The organism is Methylobacterium sp. J-078 (genome assembly GCF_022829285.1).
In the GTDB taxonomy this organism is placed as follows: domain Bacteria; phylum Pseudomonadota; class Alphaproteobacteria; order Rhizobiales; family Beijerinckiaceae; genus Methylobacterium.
The window spans coordinates 1-16,184 of the sequence record NZ_JAKSYI010000064.1; the positions used below are offsets into that span (position 1 = coordinate 1).

Annotated in this window: 15 protein-coding genes; 8 read left to right on the top strand and 7 right to left on the bottom strand. The window is 70.0% G+C overall.

Going from position 1 to position 16,184, the window contains the following annotated elements; all coding sequences use genetic code 11:
• The 6 genes from MKK58_RS09965 to MKK58_RS09990 form a co-directional block, all read left to right on the top strand.
• Window positions 1-1,035: FtsK/SpoIIIE domain-containing protein (locus tag MKK58_RS09965; protein ID WP_279578310.1), on the top strand; the 1,035-nt coding region annotated here is incomplete at its 5' end.
• 173 nt (window positions 1,036-1,208) lie between these two features.
• Window positions 1,209-2,141: an outer-membrane lipoprotein carrier protein LolA gene (locus tag MKK58_RS09970; RefSeq protein ID WP_243911929.1), complete on the top strand. Its 933-nt coding sequence runs from the start codon at window positions 1,209-1,211 to the stop codon at window positions 2,139-2,141.
• An 81-nt stretch (window positions 2,142-2,222) separates the two neighbouring features.
• Window positions 2,223-3,506, top strand: a complete 1,284-nt coding sequence (serS, locus tag MKK58_RS09975) for a serine--tRNA ligase (RefSeq protein WP_243911930.1) — start codon at window positions 2,223-2,225, stop codon at window positions 3,504-3,506.
• Window positions 3,506-4,270 carry a 5'/3'-nucleotidase SurE gene (gene surE, locus MKK58_RS09980; RefSeq protein ID WP_243911931.1) on the top strand — a complete coding sequence of 255 codons (765 nt, stop codon included), beginning with the start codon at window positions 3,506-3,508 and terminating at the stop codon, window positions 4,268-4,270. Before serS ends, surE begins: the two co-directional genes overlap by 1 nt.
• A gap of 41 nt (window positions 4,271-4,311) precedes the next feature.
• Window positions 4,312-4,965 (top strand): protein-L-isoaspartate O-methyltransferase family protein, encoded by a 654-nt coding sequence (locus MKK58_RS09985; RefSeq protein ID WP_243911932.1) that lies wholly within the window; start codon window positions 4,312-4,314, stop codon window positions 4,963-4,965.
• A 120-nt stretch (window positions 4,966-5,085) separates the two neighbouring features.
• Window positions 5,086-6,531, top strand: coding sequence for a murein hydrolase activator EnvC family protein (locus tag MKK58_RS09990; RefSeq protein WP_243911933.1), 1,446 nt, complete (start codon window positions 5,086-5,088; stop codon window positions 6,529-6,531).
• Window positions 6,532-7,538: 1,007 nt separating this feature from the next.
• Here the strand turns inward: MKK58_RS09990 and MKK58_RS09995 are convergent.
• A complete protein-coding gene (locus tag MKK58_RS09995; protein ID WP_243911934.1) occupies window positions 7,539-8,678 on the bottom strand; it encodes a polyamine ABC transporter substrate-binding protein in 1,140 nt (379 codons plus the stop codon).
• Complete coding sequence (locus tag MKK58_RS10000) at window positions 8,675-9,034, bottom strand: RidA family protein (protein ID WP_243911960.1); 360 nt, start codon at window positions 9,032-9,034, stop codon at window positions 8,675-8,677. Before MKK58_RS10000 ends, MKK58_RS09995 begins: the two co-directional genes overlap by 4 nt.
• 284 nt (window positions 9,035-9,318) lie before the next feature.
• On the opposite strand from MKK58_RS10000, the gene MKK58_RS10005 reads away from it, so the two are divergent.
• Window positions 9,319-9,585, top strand: a complete 267-nt coding sequence (locus MKK58_RS10005; RefSeq protein ID WP_108040045.1) for a GlsB/YeaQ/YmgE family stress response membrane protein — start codon at window positions 9,319-9,321, stop codon at window positions 9,583-9,585.
• A gap of 116 nt (window positions 9,586-9,701) precedes the next feature.
• On the opposite strand, the gene MKK58_RS10010 is transcribed toward MKK58_RS10005, so the two are convergent.
• Window positions 9,702-9,920: a DUF2892 domain-containing protein gene (locus MKK58_RS10010; RefSeq protein ID WP_055950811.1), complete on the bottom strand. Its 219-nt coding sequence runs from the start codon at window positions 9,918-9,920 to the stop codon at window positions 9,702-9,704.
• Window positions 9,921-10,168: 248 nt separating this feature from the next.
• On the opposite strand from MKK58_RS10010, the gene MKK58_RS10015 reads away from it, so the two are divergent.
• Window positions 10,169-10,603, top strand: a complete 435-nt coding sequence (locus MKK58_RS10015) for a translation initiation factor 2 (protein ID WP_243911935.1) — start codon at window positions 10,169-10,171, stop codon at window positions 10,601-10,603.
• Window positions 10,604-10,614: 11 nt separating this feature from the next.
• On the opposite strand, the gene MKK58_RS10020 is transcribed toward MKK58_RS10015, so the two are convergent.
• The 4 genes from MKK58_RS10020 to MKK58_RS10035 form a co-directional block, all read right to left on the bottom strand.
• Complete coding sequence (locus MKK58_RS10020) at window positions 10,615-11,472, bottom strand: DUF3108 domain-containing protein (protein ID WP_243911936.1); 858 nt, start codon at window positions 11,470-11,472, stop codon at window positions 10,615-10,617.
• Between the two features lie 287 nt (window positions 11,473-11,759).
• Window positions 11,760-13,931 carry a polyribonucleotide nucleotidyltransferase gene (pnp, locus tag MKK58_RS10025; RefSeq protein WP_243911937.1) on the bottom strand — a complete coding sequence of 724 codons (2,172 nt, stop codon included), beginning with the start codon at window positions 13,929-13,931 and terminating at the stop codon, window positions 11,760-11,762.
• A gap of 207 nt (window positions 13,932-14,138) precedes the next feature.
• Window positions 14,139-14,408 carry a 30S ribosomal protein S15 gene (gene rpsO, locus MKK58_RS10030; protein ID WP_055950756.1) on the bottom strand — a complete coding sequence of 90 codons (270 nt, stop codon included), beginning with the start codon at window positions 14,406-14,408 and terminating at the stop codon, window positions 14,139-14,141.
• A gap of 239 nt (window positions 14,409-14,647) precedes the next feature.
• Complete coding sequence (locus tag MKK58_RS10035) at window positions 14,648-16,159, bottom strand: calcium-binding protein (RefSeq protein ID WP_243911938.1); 1,512 nt, start codon at window positions 16,157-16,159, stop codon at window positions 14,648-14,650.
• Between the last annotated feature and the right edge of the window lie 25 nt (window positions 16,160-16,184).

Genomic DNA, 16,184 nt, shown 5'->3' on the forward strand with positions numbered 1-16,184 from the left:
GGCATCCCGCACCTGCTCTCCCCCGTCGTGATCGACCCGAAGAAGGCGGTCATCGCCCTCAAATGGGCCGTGCGCGAGATGGAGGAGCGCTACAAGAAGATGTCCAAGATCGCCGTGCGTAACATCGACGGCTACAACGCACGCATGGCGGGGGTCCGTGCCAAGGGGCGGACCATCACCCGCCAGGTCCCTACCGGCTTCAACCGCGGGGCCGGCCAGGCCGTCTACGAGACGGAGGAGATGGACCTCTCGGTGATGCCCTCCATCCTGATCGTGCTCGACGCGCTGGCCGCACTGATGCTGGTGGCGGGCAAGGCCATCGACGGCGCGATCCAGCGGCTGGCGCAGATGGCGCGCGCGGCCGGCATCCACCTGATCATGGCGACCCAGCGTCCCTCGGTCGACGTGATCACGGGCACGATCAAGGCGAACTTCCCGACCCGGATCAGCTTCCAGGTCACGTCGAAGATCGACAGCCGCACGATTCTCGGCGAGATGGGCGCCGAGCAGCTGCTGGGCCAGGGCGACATGCTGTTCATGGCCGGCGGCGGGCGCACGACGCGCGTGCACGGGCCGTTCTGCTCGGATGCGGAAGTCGAGAGCGTGGTCGCCCACCTCAAGCGCCAAGGCCGGCCCTCCTATCTCGAGGCCGTCACGGCCGACGACGGCAGCGGCGACGAGAAGCCCGCCAAGGGCGCGAAGGCGGACAAGGCCGACCGGGCCGAGAAGTCCCAGGCCACCGAGATCGAGGACATCGACGCCCCGATCTTCGATGCGGGCGCCTATGCGGGCAGCGGCGGCATCGATCCCGGCGCCGAACTCTACGACCAGGCGGTGCAGGTGGTGCTGCGGGACAAGAAGGCGTCCACCAGCTACATCCAGCGCCGCCTGCAGATCGGCTACAACCGCGCCGCCTCGATCATGGAGCGGATGGAGATCGAGGGCATCGTCGGCCCGGCCAACCACGCGGGAAAACGCGAGATCCTGATGGAGGGCGGCCATGCCGCCTCCGGCATGATGGACTACGACGACTGAGCGACGAGCCTGAACGGATCCCTCTCCCCGGCGGATCTCGGGCCTGCCCGAGATCCGCCGGGGAGGCGTGCCGCGTCGCGCTTGAACCCCCACCCGTCGCATATTCGCCACAGGGCGGGCTTCTAAGCGGGCACCACCCGCGCATGTCTGAATCGCCTCAAGGGAGCGTCCCGATGATCGGCCGCCGTCACCGCCTCGCCGCCGGTCCGCTGCTCGTCCTGGCGGCCGGGCTCGCCCTGCCGCAGCCGGCCTCCGCGCAGGTCTCCTCGTTCCTCGACGGTCTGTTCGGCCGCAAGGAGCAGCCGGCCCCAGCGCCTGAGCCGGAGCCCGCCCCGGCGGCCCCGGCCCCGGCGACCGCCCCGAAGAAGCCCGTCGCCCAGGCGCCGAAGGCCGCCAAGCCCGCCGACAAGGCGACGGCCGACAAGGCGGCCAAGGGCGAGGCGAAAGCGGGCGCCAAGGGGGATGCGAAGGGCGCCGATCCGAAGACGGCCGCCAAGGTCGCGGCCGTCGGCGCGCCGGCGGCGGCCGTCGCGGCGGAGGCGGACGACGCCACCGTGATTGCGCAGGCCAACGCCTACTTCAACGGCATGACCACGCTCACCGGCAGTTTCGTCCAGATCGGCCCGGACGGGCGCCGCATCGGCGGCAAGCTGACGCTGGCCAAGCCCGGCCGCCTGCGCTTCGACTACGACCAGCCCTCGCCGCTGGAGATCGTGGCCGACGGCACCTCCGTGGCGGTCAAGGACCGCAAGCTCGGAACCCAGGACCTCTACTTCATCTCGCAGACGCCCCTGAAATTCCTGCTGCGCGAAAAGATCGACCTCGCCAAGGATCTCACCGTCAACGACGTCTCCAACGATCCGGGCGGGGTGCGGATCGCCCTGGAGGACCGCTCGACGCTGGGCGGCACCTCGCGCATCCAGCTCTTCTTCGATGCCGAGGTGAAGACCCTGAGCCAGTGGCGGATCACCGACCCGCAGGGCTACCAGACCACCGTGCAGCTCTCGAACCTGCAGAAGGGCCGCGCCGTCGAGGGCGCCGCGTTCTTCATCAATTACGGCCGCTCCGAGGACAAGGCGGCCGAGCGCCAGATCCGGGCGCAGTAGGGCCGCCGATCGCCGGCCCGACCTTGTCGGGCCGATGCCGATGCTGCAAAGCGTCGGGCTCGCGACACACGAGCCGAGCCCATGCACGACATCCGCGCCATCCGCGAGAATCCGGACGCCTTCGACGAGGCCCTGCGCCGCCGCGGCCTGTCGCCGCTGGCCGCCGAGCTGGTCGCCCTGGACGACGCGCGCAAATCCGCGATCTCGGCCGCGCAGGCCAACCAGGAGCGCCGCAACGCGCTCGCCAAGGAGATCGGCGGCGCCAAGAAGGCCAAGGACGAAGCCCGCGCGCAGGAGCTCATGGCCGAGGTCGCCCGTCTCAAGGACGAGGCCCCTGCCCTGGAGGCCGTGCAGGCGCAAGCTGGCAAGATCCTCGACGAGCGCCTCGCCGCGATCCCGAACTGCCCGAATCCGGACGTGCCCGAGGGCGCCGACGAGCACGGCAACGTCGAGTACCGCCGCTTCGAGGCGCACCGCCCCCAGCTTGCCATGGGAAAGCAGCATTTCGAGATCGGCGAGGCTTCCGGCCTGATGGATTTCGAGGCCGCGTCGCGGATGTCCGGCGCCCGCTTCGTGGTGCTGAAGGGCCAGCTTGCCCGGCTGGAGCGGGCGCTCGGGCAGTTCATGCTCGACCTGCACACGGGCGAACACGGATATACGGAGGTCGCGCCGCCCCTCATGGTGCGTGACGAGGCGATGTTCGGCACGGCGCAACTGCCGAAGTTCCGCGACGACCAGTTCCAGGCGGGCGAGCATTGGCTCATCCCCACGGCGGAAGTCCCCCTCACCAACCTCGTGCGCGAAAGCATTCTGCGCGAGGAGGAACTGCCCTTGCGCTTCACCGCCCTCACCCCGTGCTTCCGGGCGGAGGCCGGCTCGGCGGGGCGCGACACCCGCGGCATGCTGCGCCAGCACCAGTTCAACAAGGTCGAACTCGTCTCCATCACCACGCCGGAGCAATCGGCCGACGAGCACGAGCGCATGCTCGGCTCGGCCGAGGCGGTCTTGAAAAAACTCGACCTGCCCTACCGGATCATGACGCTGTGCACCGGCGACATGGGCTTCGCCTCCCAGAAGACCTACGACATCGAGGTCTGGATGCCGGGCCAGGAGACGTTCCGCGAGATCTCGTCCTGCTCGGTCTGCGGCGACTTCCAGGCGCGGCGGATGAACGCGCGCGTCCGGGGCAGGGACGGCAAGGCGGTGAATTTCGTCCACACCCTCAACGGGTCCGGCGTGGCCGTGGGCCGCGCCCTCATCGCCGTGATGGAGAACTACCAGAACCCGGATGGCAGCGTCACGGTGCCGTCGGTGCTGAAGGCCTATATGGGCGGGATCGACCGGATCGAGGGGTTCAAGAGCTGATGCGCATTCTCGTCACCAACGACGACGGCATCCACGCGCCGGGGCTCGAGACCCTGGAGGGGATCGCCCGGGCCATCTCGGACGACGTCTGGGTGGTCGCGCCCGAGACCGACCAGTCCGGCGTCTCGCACTCCCTCTCTCTGAACGATCCCTTGCGCCTGCGCCAGGTGGCCGAGAAGCGTTTCGCCGTGAAGGGCACGCCCTCCGACTGCGTGATCATGGGGGTGCGCCACATCCTGAAGGACCACGGGCCCGACCTCGTGCTCTCGGGCGTCAATCGCGGCCAGAACGTTGCCGAGGACGTGACCTACTCGGGCACCATCGCGGCGGCGATGGAAGGCACGATCCTTAACGTGAAATCGATCGCGCTGAGCCAGGCCTACGGGGCCGGCGGCCGGGGCGCCATCAAGTGGCACTGCGCCGCCGAACACGGCCCGGGCGTGGTGCGAAAGATCCTCGACATCGGGATCGAGCCCGGCATCGTCATCAACGTGAACTTTCCGGATTGCGAGCCCGGCGAGGTGCTGGGCACGGCGGTGGCCGCGCAGGGGTTTCGCAATCAGGCGCTGCTCGCCATCGACGCCCGCCAGGACGGGCGCGGCAACCCCTATTTCTGGCTCGCCTTCGCCAAGGCCACGTTCCAGCCCGGAAACGGCACCGACCTCAAGGCCATCGCCGAGAAGCGCATCTCGGTGACGCCGCTTCGCCTCGACCTGACCGACGAACCGAGCCTGACCCGCTTCGCGCAGGGCTTCGCGGAGTAGGAGCGCGTCCGCCCTGGGACGGCCCGCGGAGTTCGGCCACGATGCATGAGGGCTCGATCGAGGACGCTGCCTTCGTCATGGCCCTGCGGGGCCGGGGCGTGCGCGACACCGACACCCTGCGGGCGATGGAGCGGGTGCCGCGCGAGCGCTTCGCCCCCGCCCGGCATCGCGACCTCGCCCGGCGCGACCTCGGCCTGCCCCTCCCCTGCGGGCAGACCATGACGGCGCCGACCATCGTGGCGGGGATGCTGACGGCGCTGGCGGTGCGCCCCGGCGCCCGCATCCTCGAGATCGGCACGGGGTCCGGCTACGTCACCGCGTTGCTGCTGCGCCTGGGCGCCGCCCATGTCCGCAGCCTGGAGCGCTACGCCACCCTGGCGGAGGATGCCCGCGACAACCTCGTACCCGAGGACCGGCCCCTGGCCGAGATCGTCGTCGGCGACGGGCTCCACCCGGGCGGCCTCGCGGGGCTCGAACCCTTCGACCGCATCCTGCTCAACGGGGCCCTGGCGGCCCTGCCCGGGCACCTCGCCGAGGCCCTGGCGCCGGGCGGGCGCCTCGTGGCGGCTCTGGGCCGGCCGGAGGCGGCGACGCTCATCACGCTGGTGCACGAGGCCGACGGCACGTACGCCGAGCGCCGCGGCGCCACGATCCGCCTGGCGCCCCTCACCCCCGGCCGGGCCTGCGTGCTGTAGGCCGCCGAAGGTTCCCGGACGGCCGGTATGTGGCGGCAACGTGGTGAATCGGAACGGTTGCTTAACCTGAATCCGGTTTGAATGACGTCATCAAGTTGCGTCAGGCAAACAGGTGCGTCGATGCGGGTTCGCGGGACTGGTCGAGGGTTGAGGACGCTGTCGCGCTTCGCGCTCATCGGCGTGATCGGAGGCGGTGCGGCCGCCTGTTCTTCGGATTCTTCGCGGCTGGGCGATCCCTTCGGGAATCCCTTCGCCTCGAATGTTTCCAGCGAGCCGTCGGCCACCGGCAGTCTGCCGGACGGCGAGATCGCCCCGGCGCCGGTGGTGCGCACCAGCCGCATCCAGTCCCAGGCGCTCGGCGCGCCGGGGGCGGCGATGTCGCCGCGCCCCATGGCCGCCGCGCCGGTCCCGGCCCGTCCCCAGACCAGCCGCCTGGCCTCCGCCGAGCCGGTCTCGGGTGGCATGAGCTCGGGGGGGATGGCGTCCAGCGCCGCGGTCTCGGGCATGAACCCCGATGCCGGGCGCATGCCCACCCGCGCGGTGCCCCCCGCCCCGGCCCCGAAGGTCGTCGACCGCGCCGCCGAGAAACGGGCCGCCGAGGCCCGTCGCGAGGCGGAGGCCCGCGAGGCCGCCGAGGCGAAGCGGGAGGCCGAGGCGGCCAAGCTCGCCGAGGCCCGGAAGCTCGTCGAGGCCGCCAACGCGCGCAAGGCCGCCGAGGCCGCGCGCCACGCCGAGGCCAAGGCGGCCGAGAAGAGCGCGAGTGCCGCCAAGCTCGCCGAGGCGAAGAAGCTCGTCGAGGCCCGCAAAGTGGCCGAGGCCAAGGCTGCGGCCGCGGAGACCAAGGCGGCCGAGGCCCGGAAGGCCCATGTCCGCCCCGGCCAGGCCGTGGCCAAGGCCGAGGACAAGCCGGTCCGCAAGATCGAGATCAAGGAAGCCAAGGCCGAGGTGAAGCCCGACGCCAAGGTGGACACGGCCAAGGCCGACGCCGCCAAGAAGGCGGAAGCGGCCCGGAAGGCCGCCGAGGCGGAGGCCAAGCTGGCCAAGGCGGAGGCCGCCAAGGACGCCGCGCGCAAGGTCGCCGAGGCGAAGGCTGCGGCGGACGCCAAGGCCGCCGAGGCCGCGGCCAAGGCGCCCGTGAAGGTCGCCTCGGCGGAGCCGGCCAAGGTCGAGCCCGCGAGCACGGGTTCGGTCGCGGTCGACCAGTCCTTCCGCTGGCCCGCCAAGGGCCGGGTCATCTCGGGCTACGGTTCCTCCGGCAACGAGGGCATCAACATCTCGGTGCCCGAGGGAACCCCGGTGAAGGCCGCCGAGGACGGCACGGTGGCGTATGCGGGCTCGGACGTGAAGGGTTACGGCAAGCTCGTGCTCGTGCGCCACACCAACGGCTACGTCTCGGCCTATGCCCATAACGGCGAACTCGACGTGCGCCCCGGCGAGAAGGTCAAGCGCGGCCAGACCATCGCCAAGTCCGGCGCCTCGGGCAACGTGACCTCGCCCCAGCTCCACTTCGAGATCCGCAAGGGCGCGACCCCGGTCGACCCGATGCCGCACCTCGCCAGCAATTAATCTGTCCTTCGCCCGAGCTTGGACGAAGAACGGCGGTCCCTCGGGGCCGCCGTTCTGCGTTTGGGCCAAGGTCTGGGCTGACCTCCGCCGGCCAAGGTGCTGCGCTTCGCGGCGATCCCGTTGTAGTGCGACTGATTGCAGGGCAGGGCCGGGCAACGGATGAGCCAGGAGATCAGATCATCGGGCCGTCGCCGAAACCTGTTCGGGGTATAGGCGCACGCGGGGCGATGTTGGCCTGGCCCTCGGTCAGCCTGTGCGACTGCACGGTGGCGGCGGCCGACTTGGCATCAGGGCTCCACACTGCCGTCGCCTGTGAGTTCTGGGCCGTCCTGCGTACGGCAACCCCAGGATTCCCTGCTCACTTTGCTGAGTTCTCCGTTTCGCTTCCAGTCCCCAGCGGCGGGACAATTGCTGAGGACGAGGCTCTGGCGATCCTTCGAGAAGGCATAGGTGCAAGCCTGAGCATGTCCGTAGTTATCACGCACCATCAGTCGCTGTCCGTCCACGCGCCAGCGCTTGCAGAAGTCCCAGCCATCGCCTGCGTCGAATGTCGTGCCGCCGATGGCCCGGCCAGGGTGGAAGCACCACGTGGTTTCCGAGGGCCAGCGTGCAGATGCGGGCTGCGGCCACCTCACCTGCCAGCATCCGTAAAAGAGTCGTTTCGCGCGGTATGTATCTAACAGCTCGGCAGGCAGTGGTTGCGCGTGCACGCGTCTCGCCGGAACGCTCACGACAAAGAGGGACAACGCTGCCGCCGAGAACAAATACCGTGCTCGACGTAAGCCCATTAGTCCCTCCCGTAGAACGTGAACTCATCAAATAACACAGCCGTGATCGCTCCCGACCCCATACGGCCCTCTCGGCAAGCACAGTGATACGGGGCGCTTCTTCTAACTGAGGTGATCCTCTACGGCCGATATGCCCGTTCCGGCGCTGCCTGTGAGCCTCGGACAGTTGTGGGTCAGGTACCGAATTCTGCGACCAGATTTGATGGAGTTCCTCCCACCTCAGCGCCCCGTCCGCACCCGCGTCCAGCTCCGGGTGACGAAGCGCTGGGTGCGGTCGTCCCAGGCGGTGTTGTTGGAGAGGCGCTGCATCGTCGCCTCGTCCGGGTAGATGCCGGGATTGGCCAGGATCTCCGGCTTGACGAATTTCCGCGCCGCCGCGTTGCCGCTGGCATAGGAGACGAAGTTGGTGTTGGCCGCCGCCACCTCGGGCCGCATCATGTAGTCGAGGAAGACGTGGGCCTCGGTGGGATGCGGCGCGTCCTTCGGGATCGCGAAGGCGTCGAACCACATCAGCGCGCCCTCGCGCGGGATGAGATAGCCGATCTCGACGCCGTTCTTGGCCTCCTCGGCGCGCTTGCGGGCCTGCATCACGTCGCCCGAGTAGCCGACCGCGAGGCAGAGGTCGCCGTTGGCCAGGCCGTTGATGTATTCCGAGGAGTGGAACTTGCGCACCGAGCCCCGCACCTTGAACAGCGCGTCGGTGACCTGGGAGATGTCGTCCCAGCGCTTGGAATCCGGCTTGAAGCCGTAGAACGGCAGCATGCTGGGGATCAGGTCCTCGGGCGAATCGAGGAGCATCACGCCGCAATCCTTGAGCTTGCCCATTAGGGCCGGATTGAGGATGAGGCTCCAGGTGTTCAGGGGTTGGTTCGCCCCCAGGCGCTCGCGCACCTGGGCGAGGTTCACGCCGATGCCGGTGGTGCCCCACATGTAGTCCACGGCGAAAGCGTTGCCGGGATCGTAGGTTGCGAGCCGCGCGGCGATCTCGGGCCAGGCGTGGACGAGGTTCGGGATCTTCGCCTTGTCGAGGGGCTGGAACACGCCGGCCCGGATCAGCCGCTGCAGGAACGGCCCGGACGGCGCCACCACGTCGTAGCCCGAGCGCCCGGCCAAGAGCTTGGTCTCGAGGATCTCGTTGTTGTCGTAGGTGTCGTACACGACCTTGATGCCGGTCTCCTTCGTGAAGGCCTCCAGCACTTTCGGGTCGATGTAGTCCGACCAGTTGTAGATGTTGACGAGGCGCTCGCGGGCCGGCGCCTGCGCGCGGGCGCCGGGGTCGGTCCCGAAGGCCAGGGCGGCGAGCGCCCCGGCCGCCAGGATCCGGGTCAGGAGCGCGCGGCGGGTGCCGGCTCGGATCATGCGTTCCCCTTGGCGGCCACCACGACGATCTCGACGCGGTATTCGGGGGCGGCGAGCTTGGCCTCCACCGTGGCGCGGGCGGGGGGATTGTCCCGGGCCACCCAGGCGTCCCAGGCGGCGTTCATCTCCGCGAAGGTGGCGATGTCGGCCAGATAGATCGTCGCCGTGAGGATGCGGCTCTTGTCGGTGCCGGCCGCCGCGAGCAGGCGGTCGATCTCGCCCAGGATCTCCTGGGTCTGGGCGGTGACGCCGGCGCCCACCACGGTGCCGGCCACCTGGCCCGCGAGGAAGACCATGTCGCCGTAGGTGACGGCCTGGCTCATGCGCGGGCCGGATTCGAAGCGCTGGATCGTCATGGCGGGAAAGCGTGCCTCTCGCGGGCCGGCCCGGCGCCCCATGGCACCCGGACTTCCGGCGCAAGCCTTGTGCCGTGCCGTGCCCCCGAGCGTAAAGGGGGCCCGCCGCGTCCGGCCCCCAAGTGCGCCCTGCGGAGCAATGCGACAAAGTCCCTTCCCGCAGCGCAACTCATCCTGTGGGTGCGGCGTTCTCACCCCAGGCGCAAGGCCAAGGCGACACAGCCAGCCGTTATGGCCTGTGAGGTCCGACCCAGCGGGTTCGGCCAAGTATCGAGGATCAGCTCATGGGTATCATCTGGACCATCATCATCGGCTTCCTGGCCGGTGTCATCGCCAAGTTCATCATGCCGGGCAGCAACGAGCCGGCCGGCTTCATCCTGACCACGATCCTCGGCATCGTCGGCGCCTTCGTCGCCACCTTCCTCGGTCAGGCGCTGGGCTGGTACGGTCCCAACCAGGGCGCGGGTCTCATCGGGGCCGTCGTGGGCGCCATCGTCGTGCTCGCGATCTACGGCTTCATCCAGGGCCGCCGCTCCACCACCACGCTCTGATCCGACCCGAATTCGGGACAAACTGAAGGGGGCGCCTCATCGAGGCGCCCCCTTTTTCGTGTCCGCTTATCACGGCCGATCCGCCCGATGCCGGCCGGCACCGGGCTTTGAGCGGTTCAGGCCTCGGTCACGGCCTTGACGGCGCAGTGGCCGGTCGCACCGCGGATGGCGAGGCCGGCGCCGACCACGAGGGCGGCGAGGCTGAGCCACTTGTTCGGGCGCGGCTGGGCGGCGGCGGCCGCGATGCCGAGGCCGAGCACCACGGACACCGCCCGCTCGGTGGTGGTCAGGTTCGGGGTTCCGCTGAAGATGTCCTGGATCATCGCATTGGCCATGGCGGGCGCTCCTATGTTGCGTCGCGGGGCGAACGCGGTGGGCGGAGCGGCGTTCCACGTCCCGCGTCGACCCCATGTCGCGGAGCCGGCCGCGTTCGGGTCGCGGTGGGAATAGGTGCGGCATTTTCGTCACAAGGCCGGATGGCCCGAACAGCTGGCTTTGATACAACCTTGTCGATTACCGCTCCATTCATCACAACCCTTGGACCGTCGCGAAAAATCGCTCGGACGACGGACTGGGGGCAGGAATGAACACGTCAGGAATGGCCGCCGCGATGCTGATCGCGGTCGGTGTCGGCGCGTGCGGCAGCATCACGCGCGGCACGACGGAGAAGATGGCCTTCCTCACGGAGCCGCCCGGCGCGACCATGACGACCACCAAGGGCTATGCCTGCCCCGCCACGCCCTGCTCCCTCGAGGTCGAGCGCTCGGACGAGTTCGACGTGACCTTCGTCAAGCCGGGCTTCCGGCCCGAGACGGTCCCGGTCCGCACCAAGGTGGTGGGCGCGGGCGCCGCCGGCATGGCGGGCAACGTGCTCGCGGGCGGCGTCATCGGCATCGGGGTCGACGCCTATACGGGAGCCGCCTTCGATCACACGCCGAACCCCGTCAGCGTCTCCCTGGTGCCCTCCGCCCTGCCGAGCGCCCAGCGCAAGCGGCGGCGCCAAGCCCCCGATAGCTGAAATCCCCGGCGCTACCGCGCGTTCGGCAGGCGGACCTTGACGTTCGCGCGGTCTGCGGCGGCCGGGGAGACCGGGGCCGCGTCGCCCCAGCGGGTGGCGTCGATGCGCACCGTGCCCCAGCCCGTCGCCACCGCGATCGAGAGCGGCAGCAGGAGCGTGCCGTCGGCGACCGGCGCGAAGCGCACGTGGAGGTCGTCGCTCTCGGCCATGCGGCGAACGTTGGCCCCTTGCGCGCGATGCCCCGAGATCGGAACCCAGCGCACCCGGCAATCCAGCGCGGGTCCGCGATAGGCGCCCTCCGCCACCGTGAGGACGCTGCCGCGCGACAGGACGAGATCGGCCCGCGTCGCCCCGTCGAAGACGGCGATGCGCCGGTCGCACAGGCTCGGCTCCAGGGCGGATGCGCCCACGGGAATCATCAGCATGGTGAGGGGATCGACGACGCCGACCCGATCCTCCGGCGCCACGGGCACCCGGTCCGGGCGCGGGGCCGGGGGCGGCTCCACCGTGGCGCTGCGCACCCGGCCGCCTGCGAGATCGAGCACGACCGAGATCGGCTTGCCGGCATAGCGGCTGTCGAGCCGGAACGTCGCCGTGGCCGCCCCGTTGCGCGCCAGCGTGCCGGCGACCATCGACTTGCCGGTCCCGTCCAGGAAGAAGCCGGCCAGGCCGCGCAGGCCCGCCTCGACCTCGAGGGCGTAACGCGCATCCGCCCGCTCGAGGGCCAGCGTGGCCTCGCCCACGCGCAGGTTCAGGAAGCTCAGGCTGTAGGCGATGCTGAAGCGGGCGGCCGGAATCTCGCCGACCGCGTTCGCGGCTGAAGCGCCGGAGACGAGCGCCAGGAGCGCGACGGCCGGGATTCGCGGCATGGCCCGGGCTCCCCTTCGCCTCCACACGGCCTTCATGCCTCGCTCCTGCCGCGCACGGATCTTCTGCGCATACTCGACGACGCTACCACCGTCCGCACCGCCTGCGATGCGCGCTTCGGCACCCGGCGTGCAGGGCCACCCTCCCCCTGGGAGCGAACCATCCGCCGCGGCTGTCCGCGCATGAGAATGTCCCTCGAACGAGAAAGAGCGCGGCCCCGGCGGGGACCGCGCTCTTCACTTGTTCCAGCGCATGGGCCGGGCGCTGACGCACCCGGCCGGATGCCGCCTCACGCCTCCTGGCGGGGTCCGCGGGCGCGGTCCTGCTCGGCGTTGCGCTCGGCCTTGAGCTTCTCGGTGAGGTCCTCGCCGGTCTCCTGGTCGACGACCTTCATCGAGAGGCGGATCTTGCCGCGGTCGTCCTGGCCGAGGAACTTGACCTTGACCTTCTGGCCCTCCTTGACGACGTCCGTCACCTTGGCGACCCGCTGGGCGGCGAGCTCCGAGATGTGGACGAGGCCGTCCTTGGCGCCGAAGAAGTTCACGAAGGCGCCGAACTCCATCGTCTTCACGACGGTGCCGTCATAGATCATGCCCGGCTCGGCTTCCGCCACGATCGAGCGGATCCAGTTGTAGGCGGCCTTGATGGCCTTGCCGTCGCTGGAGGCGATCTTCACCGTGCCGGTGTCGTCGATGTTGATCTTGGCGCCCGTCTTCTCGACGATCTCGCGGATCACCTTGCCGCCGGTGCCGATCACTTCCCGGATCTTGTCGGTGGGGATCTGCATGGTCTCGATGCGGGGCGCGTACTCGCCGAGCTCGGGACGGGCGTCGGTGAGGGCCTTGGCCATCTCGCCGAGGATGTGCACACGGCCTTCCTGCGCCTGATGCAGGGCGACCTTCATGATCTCCTCGGTGATACCCGCGATCTTGATGTCCATCTGCAGCGAGGTGATGCCGGCTTCCGTGCCCGCCACCTTGAAGTCCATGTCGCCGAGGTGATCCTCGTCGCCGAGGATGTCGGACAGCACGGCGTAGCGCTCACCCTCGAGGATGAGGCCCATGGCGATGCCCGCCACCGGACGGCGCAGGGGCACGCCGGCATCCATCAGCGACAGCGAGGCGCCGCAGACGGAGGCCATGGAAGACGAGCCGTTCGACTCGGTGATCTCGGACACGACGCGGATCGTGTACGGGAACTCGTGGGCCGGCGGCAGCACGGGGTGCACGGCGCGCCAGGCGAGCTTGCCGTGGCCGATCTCGCGGCGGCCGGGCGAACCCATGCGGCCGGTCTCGCCCACCGAGTAGGGGGGGAAGTTGTAGTGCAGCAGGAAGGTCTCCTTGTAGGTGCCTTCCAGGGCGTCGATGAACTGCTCGTCCTCGCCGGTGCCGAGCGTCGCGACCACGAGGGCCTGGGTCTCGCCGCGGGTGAACAGCGACGAGCCGTGGGCGCGCGGCAGCACGCCGACCTGGGACTCGATCGGGCGCACGGTGCGGACGTCGCGGCCGTCGATGCGCGAACCCGTGTCGAGGATGTTCCAGCGCACGACCTTGGACTGCGCTTCCTTGAACGCGGCCTTGACCTTCTCGGCCGGGAAGCGGGCCTCGCCCTCGGCGGGGCAGAGGGCGGCCATCACCGTCGCCTTCACGGCGTCGACGGCGGCGTAGCGCTCCTGCTTGATCGTGTTCTTGTAGGCGGCGCGCAGATCCGCTTCGCAGACCTCGAGCACGGCGGCCTCCACGTCGCCGTTCTCGGGCGCCTGGAAGTTGCGGGGCTCCTTGGCGGCCTTCTCGGCGAGACGGATGATCGCCTCGATGACCGGCTGGAAGTGCTTGTGGCCGAACATCACGGCGCCGAGCATGACTTCCTCGTCGAGCTCCTTGGCCTCGGACTCGACCATCAGGACGGCGTCCTGGGTGCCGGCGACGACGAGGTCGAGGGTCGAGGCTTCGAGGTCGGCGACCAGCGGGTTCAGGCTGTACTGGCCGTTGGCGTAGCCGACGCGGGCGGCGCCGATCGGGCCCATGAAGGGCACGCCCGAGAGCGTCAGGGCGGCGGAGGCCGCGACCATCGCGAGGATGTCGGGATCGTTCTCGAGGTCGTGGGTCAGGACGGTGACGACGACCTGGGTGTCGTTGCGCCAGCCCTCGACGAAGAGGGGGCGGATCGGGCGGTCGATGAGGCGGGAGACCAGGGTCTCCTTCTCGGACGGGCGGCCCTCGCGCTTGAAGTACCCGCCGGGGATGCGGCCGGCGGCGTAGGCGCGCTCCTGGTAGTTCACGGTGAGCGGCAAGAAGTCGATTCCGGCCTTGGGCTCCTTGCCCGACACGACGGTGGCGAGCACCGAGGTCTCGCCGTAGGTCGCCATCACGGAACCGTCGGCCTGGCGGGCGACCTTGCCCGTCTCGAGGACGAGCTTGCGGTCGCCCCACATCAGCTCTTCGCGTTGGATATCGAACATACTGTCTTGCCTTCCTGCGGTCGGGCGAACCCGGCGCCGCCAGGGGCAAGATGGCGGGAGCGTCCTCATGGACGCCCCCGCGATCCTGTCCCCGGCGCATGCGCCTTCAAGTCGCCCGGGTTTTTCGGAAGCCGGACCCATTCCGGCGGACCGAACATGTGGAAACGCGGTCCCGGGCCGGGCCCGGAACCGCGTGAACGCCGTCGCTTAGCGGCGGATGCCGAGACGCTCGATGAGGCTGCGGTAGCGGGCCTCGTCCTTGCGCTTGACGTAGTCGAGCAGCGAGCGGCGCTGCGAGACCATCTTCAGGAGTCCACGGCGGGAATGGTTGTCCTTGCCGTGGGTCTTGAAGTGGCCGGTGAGGTTGGTGATCCGCTCGGTAAGGATCGCCACCTGGACCTCCGGAGACCCGGTGTCCTTACCGCCGGTCGCGTATTCCTTGATGAGCGCGGTCTTGCGCTCTGCCGTGATCGACATCGCAGTGCCTTTCGGTACGGGTTTTCGAAAAAGGGGCGGCCTCGTCGCGAGGACCGCGCCACGCTCGGGGCTGGCCGGTGCCGGGATGTCGTCCAGCACGGTCAGGCCCACAAGCAGCTTGTGCCCCGGCCCCGTTCGCACGGGTCGGAGCGGCGCGGACCATACACGAAACGGGGTGGGATGCCAGCCCCGGGCTGTCCGGCACGCCGCGCGGGACGCGATCGGAGCCCGAAGCGCGGTCACACCGCGAAGAACGCGTCCTGGCCGATTCCCGTGACGCCCACGACGGTGACGAGGAACTCGCCCGTCGCGGTGATCCGGACGAGGGTGTCGCCGCCGGTCTCGACGAGGGTCAGATCCGCCGGCGTGAGGTCGCCGGCCAAGCCGATCCGGTCGCCCTTCGCGAAATCCAGGATGACGTCGGCCGTCTCCCGCGTCGCGCCGCCGTCGCCCGCCGCGAACAGGAAGCGGTCGTTGCCGGACCCGCCGATGAGGACGTCGGCGCCCTTGCCGCCCCACAGGGTGTCCCGGCCCGCGCCGCCGTCGAGGCGGTCGTTCCCGCCCACGGTGGCGCTGCCCCCGGCATCGCCGAACAGGAGGTCGTCTCCGGCATCGCCGAACAGCAGGTCGTTGCCGCCGTTCCAGGCCGCGGGATCGACCCGGATGTCCCCGCGCGCATCCCCGTAGAGCACGTCGTCGCCCGCCCCGCCCGAGAGGGTGTCGTTGCCGTCCAGGATGAAGGCGGAGGGATCCTCGCTGATCATGTCGCCGCCGGCATCGCCCACGAGGACGTCGTCGTCGTCCCCGCCCCGGAGCGTATCGTTGCCGCCGCGCAGGAAGCTCGACCCGAGGCGCACCACGAAGTCGCCGCCGGTATCGCCGTAGAGGGTGTCGCGCCCGTCGCCGCCCTCGAGGATGTCGTGCCCGCCGTGGAAGACGGCCTCCTCGACCCGGATCTCGGCCGCGGCATCGCCGAACAGCGTGTCGTTGCCCGCGCCCCCGTCGAGCACGTCGTCGCCGCCCTGCGCGAAGCCGTCGCTCGACCCGGCGAACACGCCCGCGCCCGCGTCGCCGTAGAGCATGTCGTTGCCCCTGCCCCCTTCGAGGCGATCGGCGCCGCCATAGACCGAGCCCTCGGCCAGGGCGACGAAGCCGCCGCCGGTGTCGCCGAAGAGGCGGTCGCTGCCGTCGCCCCCCAGGAGGGTGTCCGCGCCCCCGACGATCCGCGCGTCCGAATCCAGGGCGACCAGGTCGGAGACGGCGTCGCCGTACAGGCTGTCGTTGCCGGTGCCGCCGTCGAGGCTGTCGCGTCCGCCCAACACCTGGCTGTAGCGGTCCGCGACGAAGCCGCCGCCCGCATCGCCCGCCAGGAGGTCGTCGCCTGTGCCACCGGCGAGCCGGTCGTCTCCACCCCGGATGATGGTGCCGTCGGGGTTGGCGGAACTCGGCCCGGCGGACAGAGTGCCGGAGGTGTCGCCGAACAGGCTGTCTCGGCCGCCGCCGCCCTCCAGCCGGTCGTCGCCGCCGCGCACCAGAAGTCTGTCGCGGGCGAAGAACATACCGCGCACGTCGCCGATCAGGACGTCGTCGTCGGCGCCCCCGAGGAGGGTATCGGCGAAGCCGTCGGCCTCGCTGTCGCCGGACACGTCTCCGACCAGGATGTCGTCGCCGCGCAGTCCGTCGATGATCTGTTCGCCTGGGCCGCCGGTGCGCCGGTCCGGTCCCGCGGTGCCGGTGATGAGAGTCGGCATGTTCGCCTCCCTGACTATGGAGGCT

Bases quoted from the DNA above. Each gene is read 5' to 3' on its own strand.
- MKK58_RS09990 (WP_243911933.1), top strand. From the start codon at position 5,086: ATGCGGGTTCGCGGGACTGGTCGAGGGTTGAGGACGCTGTCGCGCTTC.
- MKK58_RS10035 (WP_243911938.1), bottom strand. From the start codon at position 16,159: ATGCCGACTCTCATCACCGGCACCGCGGGACCGGACCGGCGCACCGGC.
- MKK58_RS10005 (WP_108040045.1), top strand. From the start codon at position 9,319: ATGGGTATCATCTGGACCATCATCATCGGCTTCCTGGCCGGTGTCATC.
- surE (WP_243911931.1), top strand. From the start codon at position 3,506: ATGCGCATTCTCGTCACCAACGACGACGGCATCCACGCGCCGGGGCTC.
- MKK58_RS09985 (WP_243911932.1), top strand. From the start codon at position 4,312: ATGCATGAGGGCTCGATCGAGGACGCTGCCTTCGTCATGGCCCTGCGG.
- MKK58_RS09995 (WP_243911934.1), bottom strand. From the start codon at position 8,678: ATGATCCGAGCCGGCACCCGCCGCGCGCTCCTGACCCGGATCCTGGCG.
- pnp (WP_243911937.1), bottom strand. From the start codon at position 13,931: ATGTTCGATATCCAACGCGAAGAGCTGATGTGGGGCGACCGCAAGCTC.
- MKK58_RS09970 (WP_243911929.1), top strand. From the start codon at position 1,209: ATGATCGGCCGCCGTCACCGCCTCGCCGCCGGTCCGCTGCTCGTCCTG.
- MKK58_RS10020 (WP_243911936.1), bottom strand. From the start codon at position 11,472: ATGCCGCGAATCCCGGCCGTCGCGCTCCTGGCGCTCGTCTCCGGCGCT.
- rpsO (WP_055950756.1), bottom strand. From the start codon at position 14,408: ATGTCGATCACGGCAGAGCGCAAGACCGCGCTCATCAAGGAATACGCG.
- MKK58_RS10015 (WP_243911935.1), top strand. From the start codon at position 10,169: ATGAACACGTCAGGAATGGCCGCCGCGATGCTGATCGCGGTCGGTGTC.
- MKK58_RS10010 (WP_055950811.1), bottom strand. From the start codon at position 9,920: ATGGCCAATGCGATGATCCAGGACATCTTCAGCGGAACCCCGAACCTG.
- serS (WP_243911930.1), top strand. From the start codon at position 2,223: ATGCACGACATCCGCGCCATCCGCGAGAATCCGGACGCCTTCGACGAG.
- MKK58_RS10000 (WP_243911960.1), bottom strand. From the start codon at position 9,034: ATGACGATCCAGCGCTTCGAATCCGGCCCGCGCATGAGCCAGGCCGTC.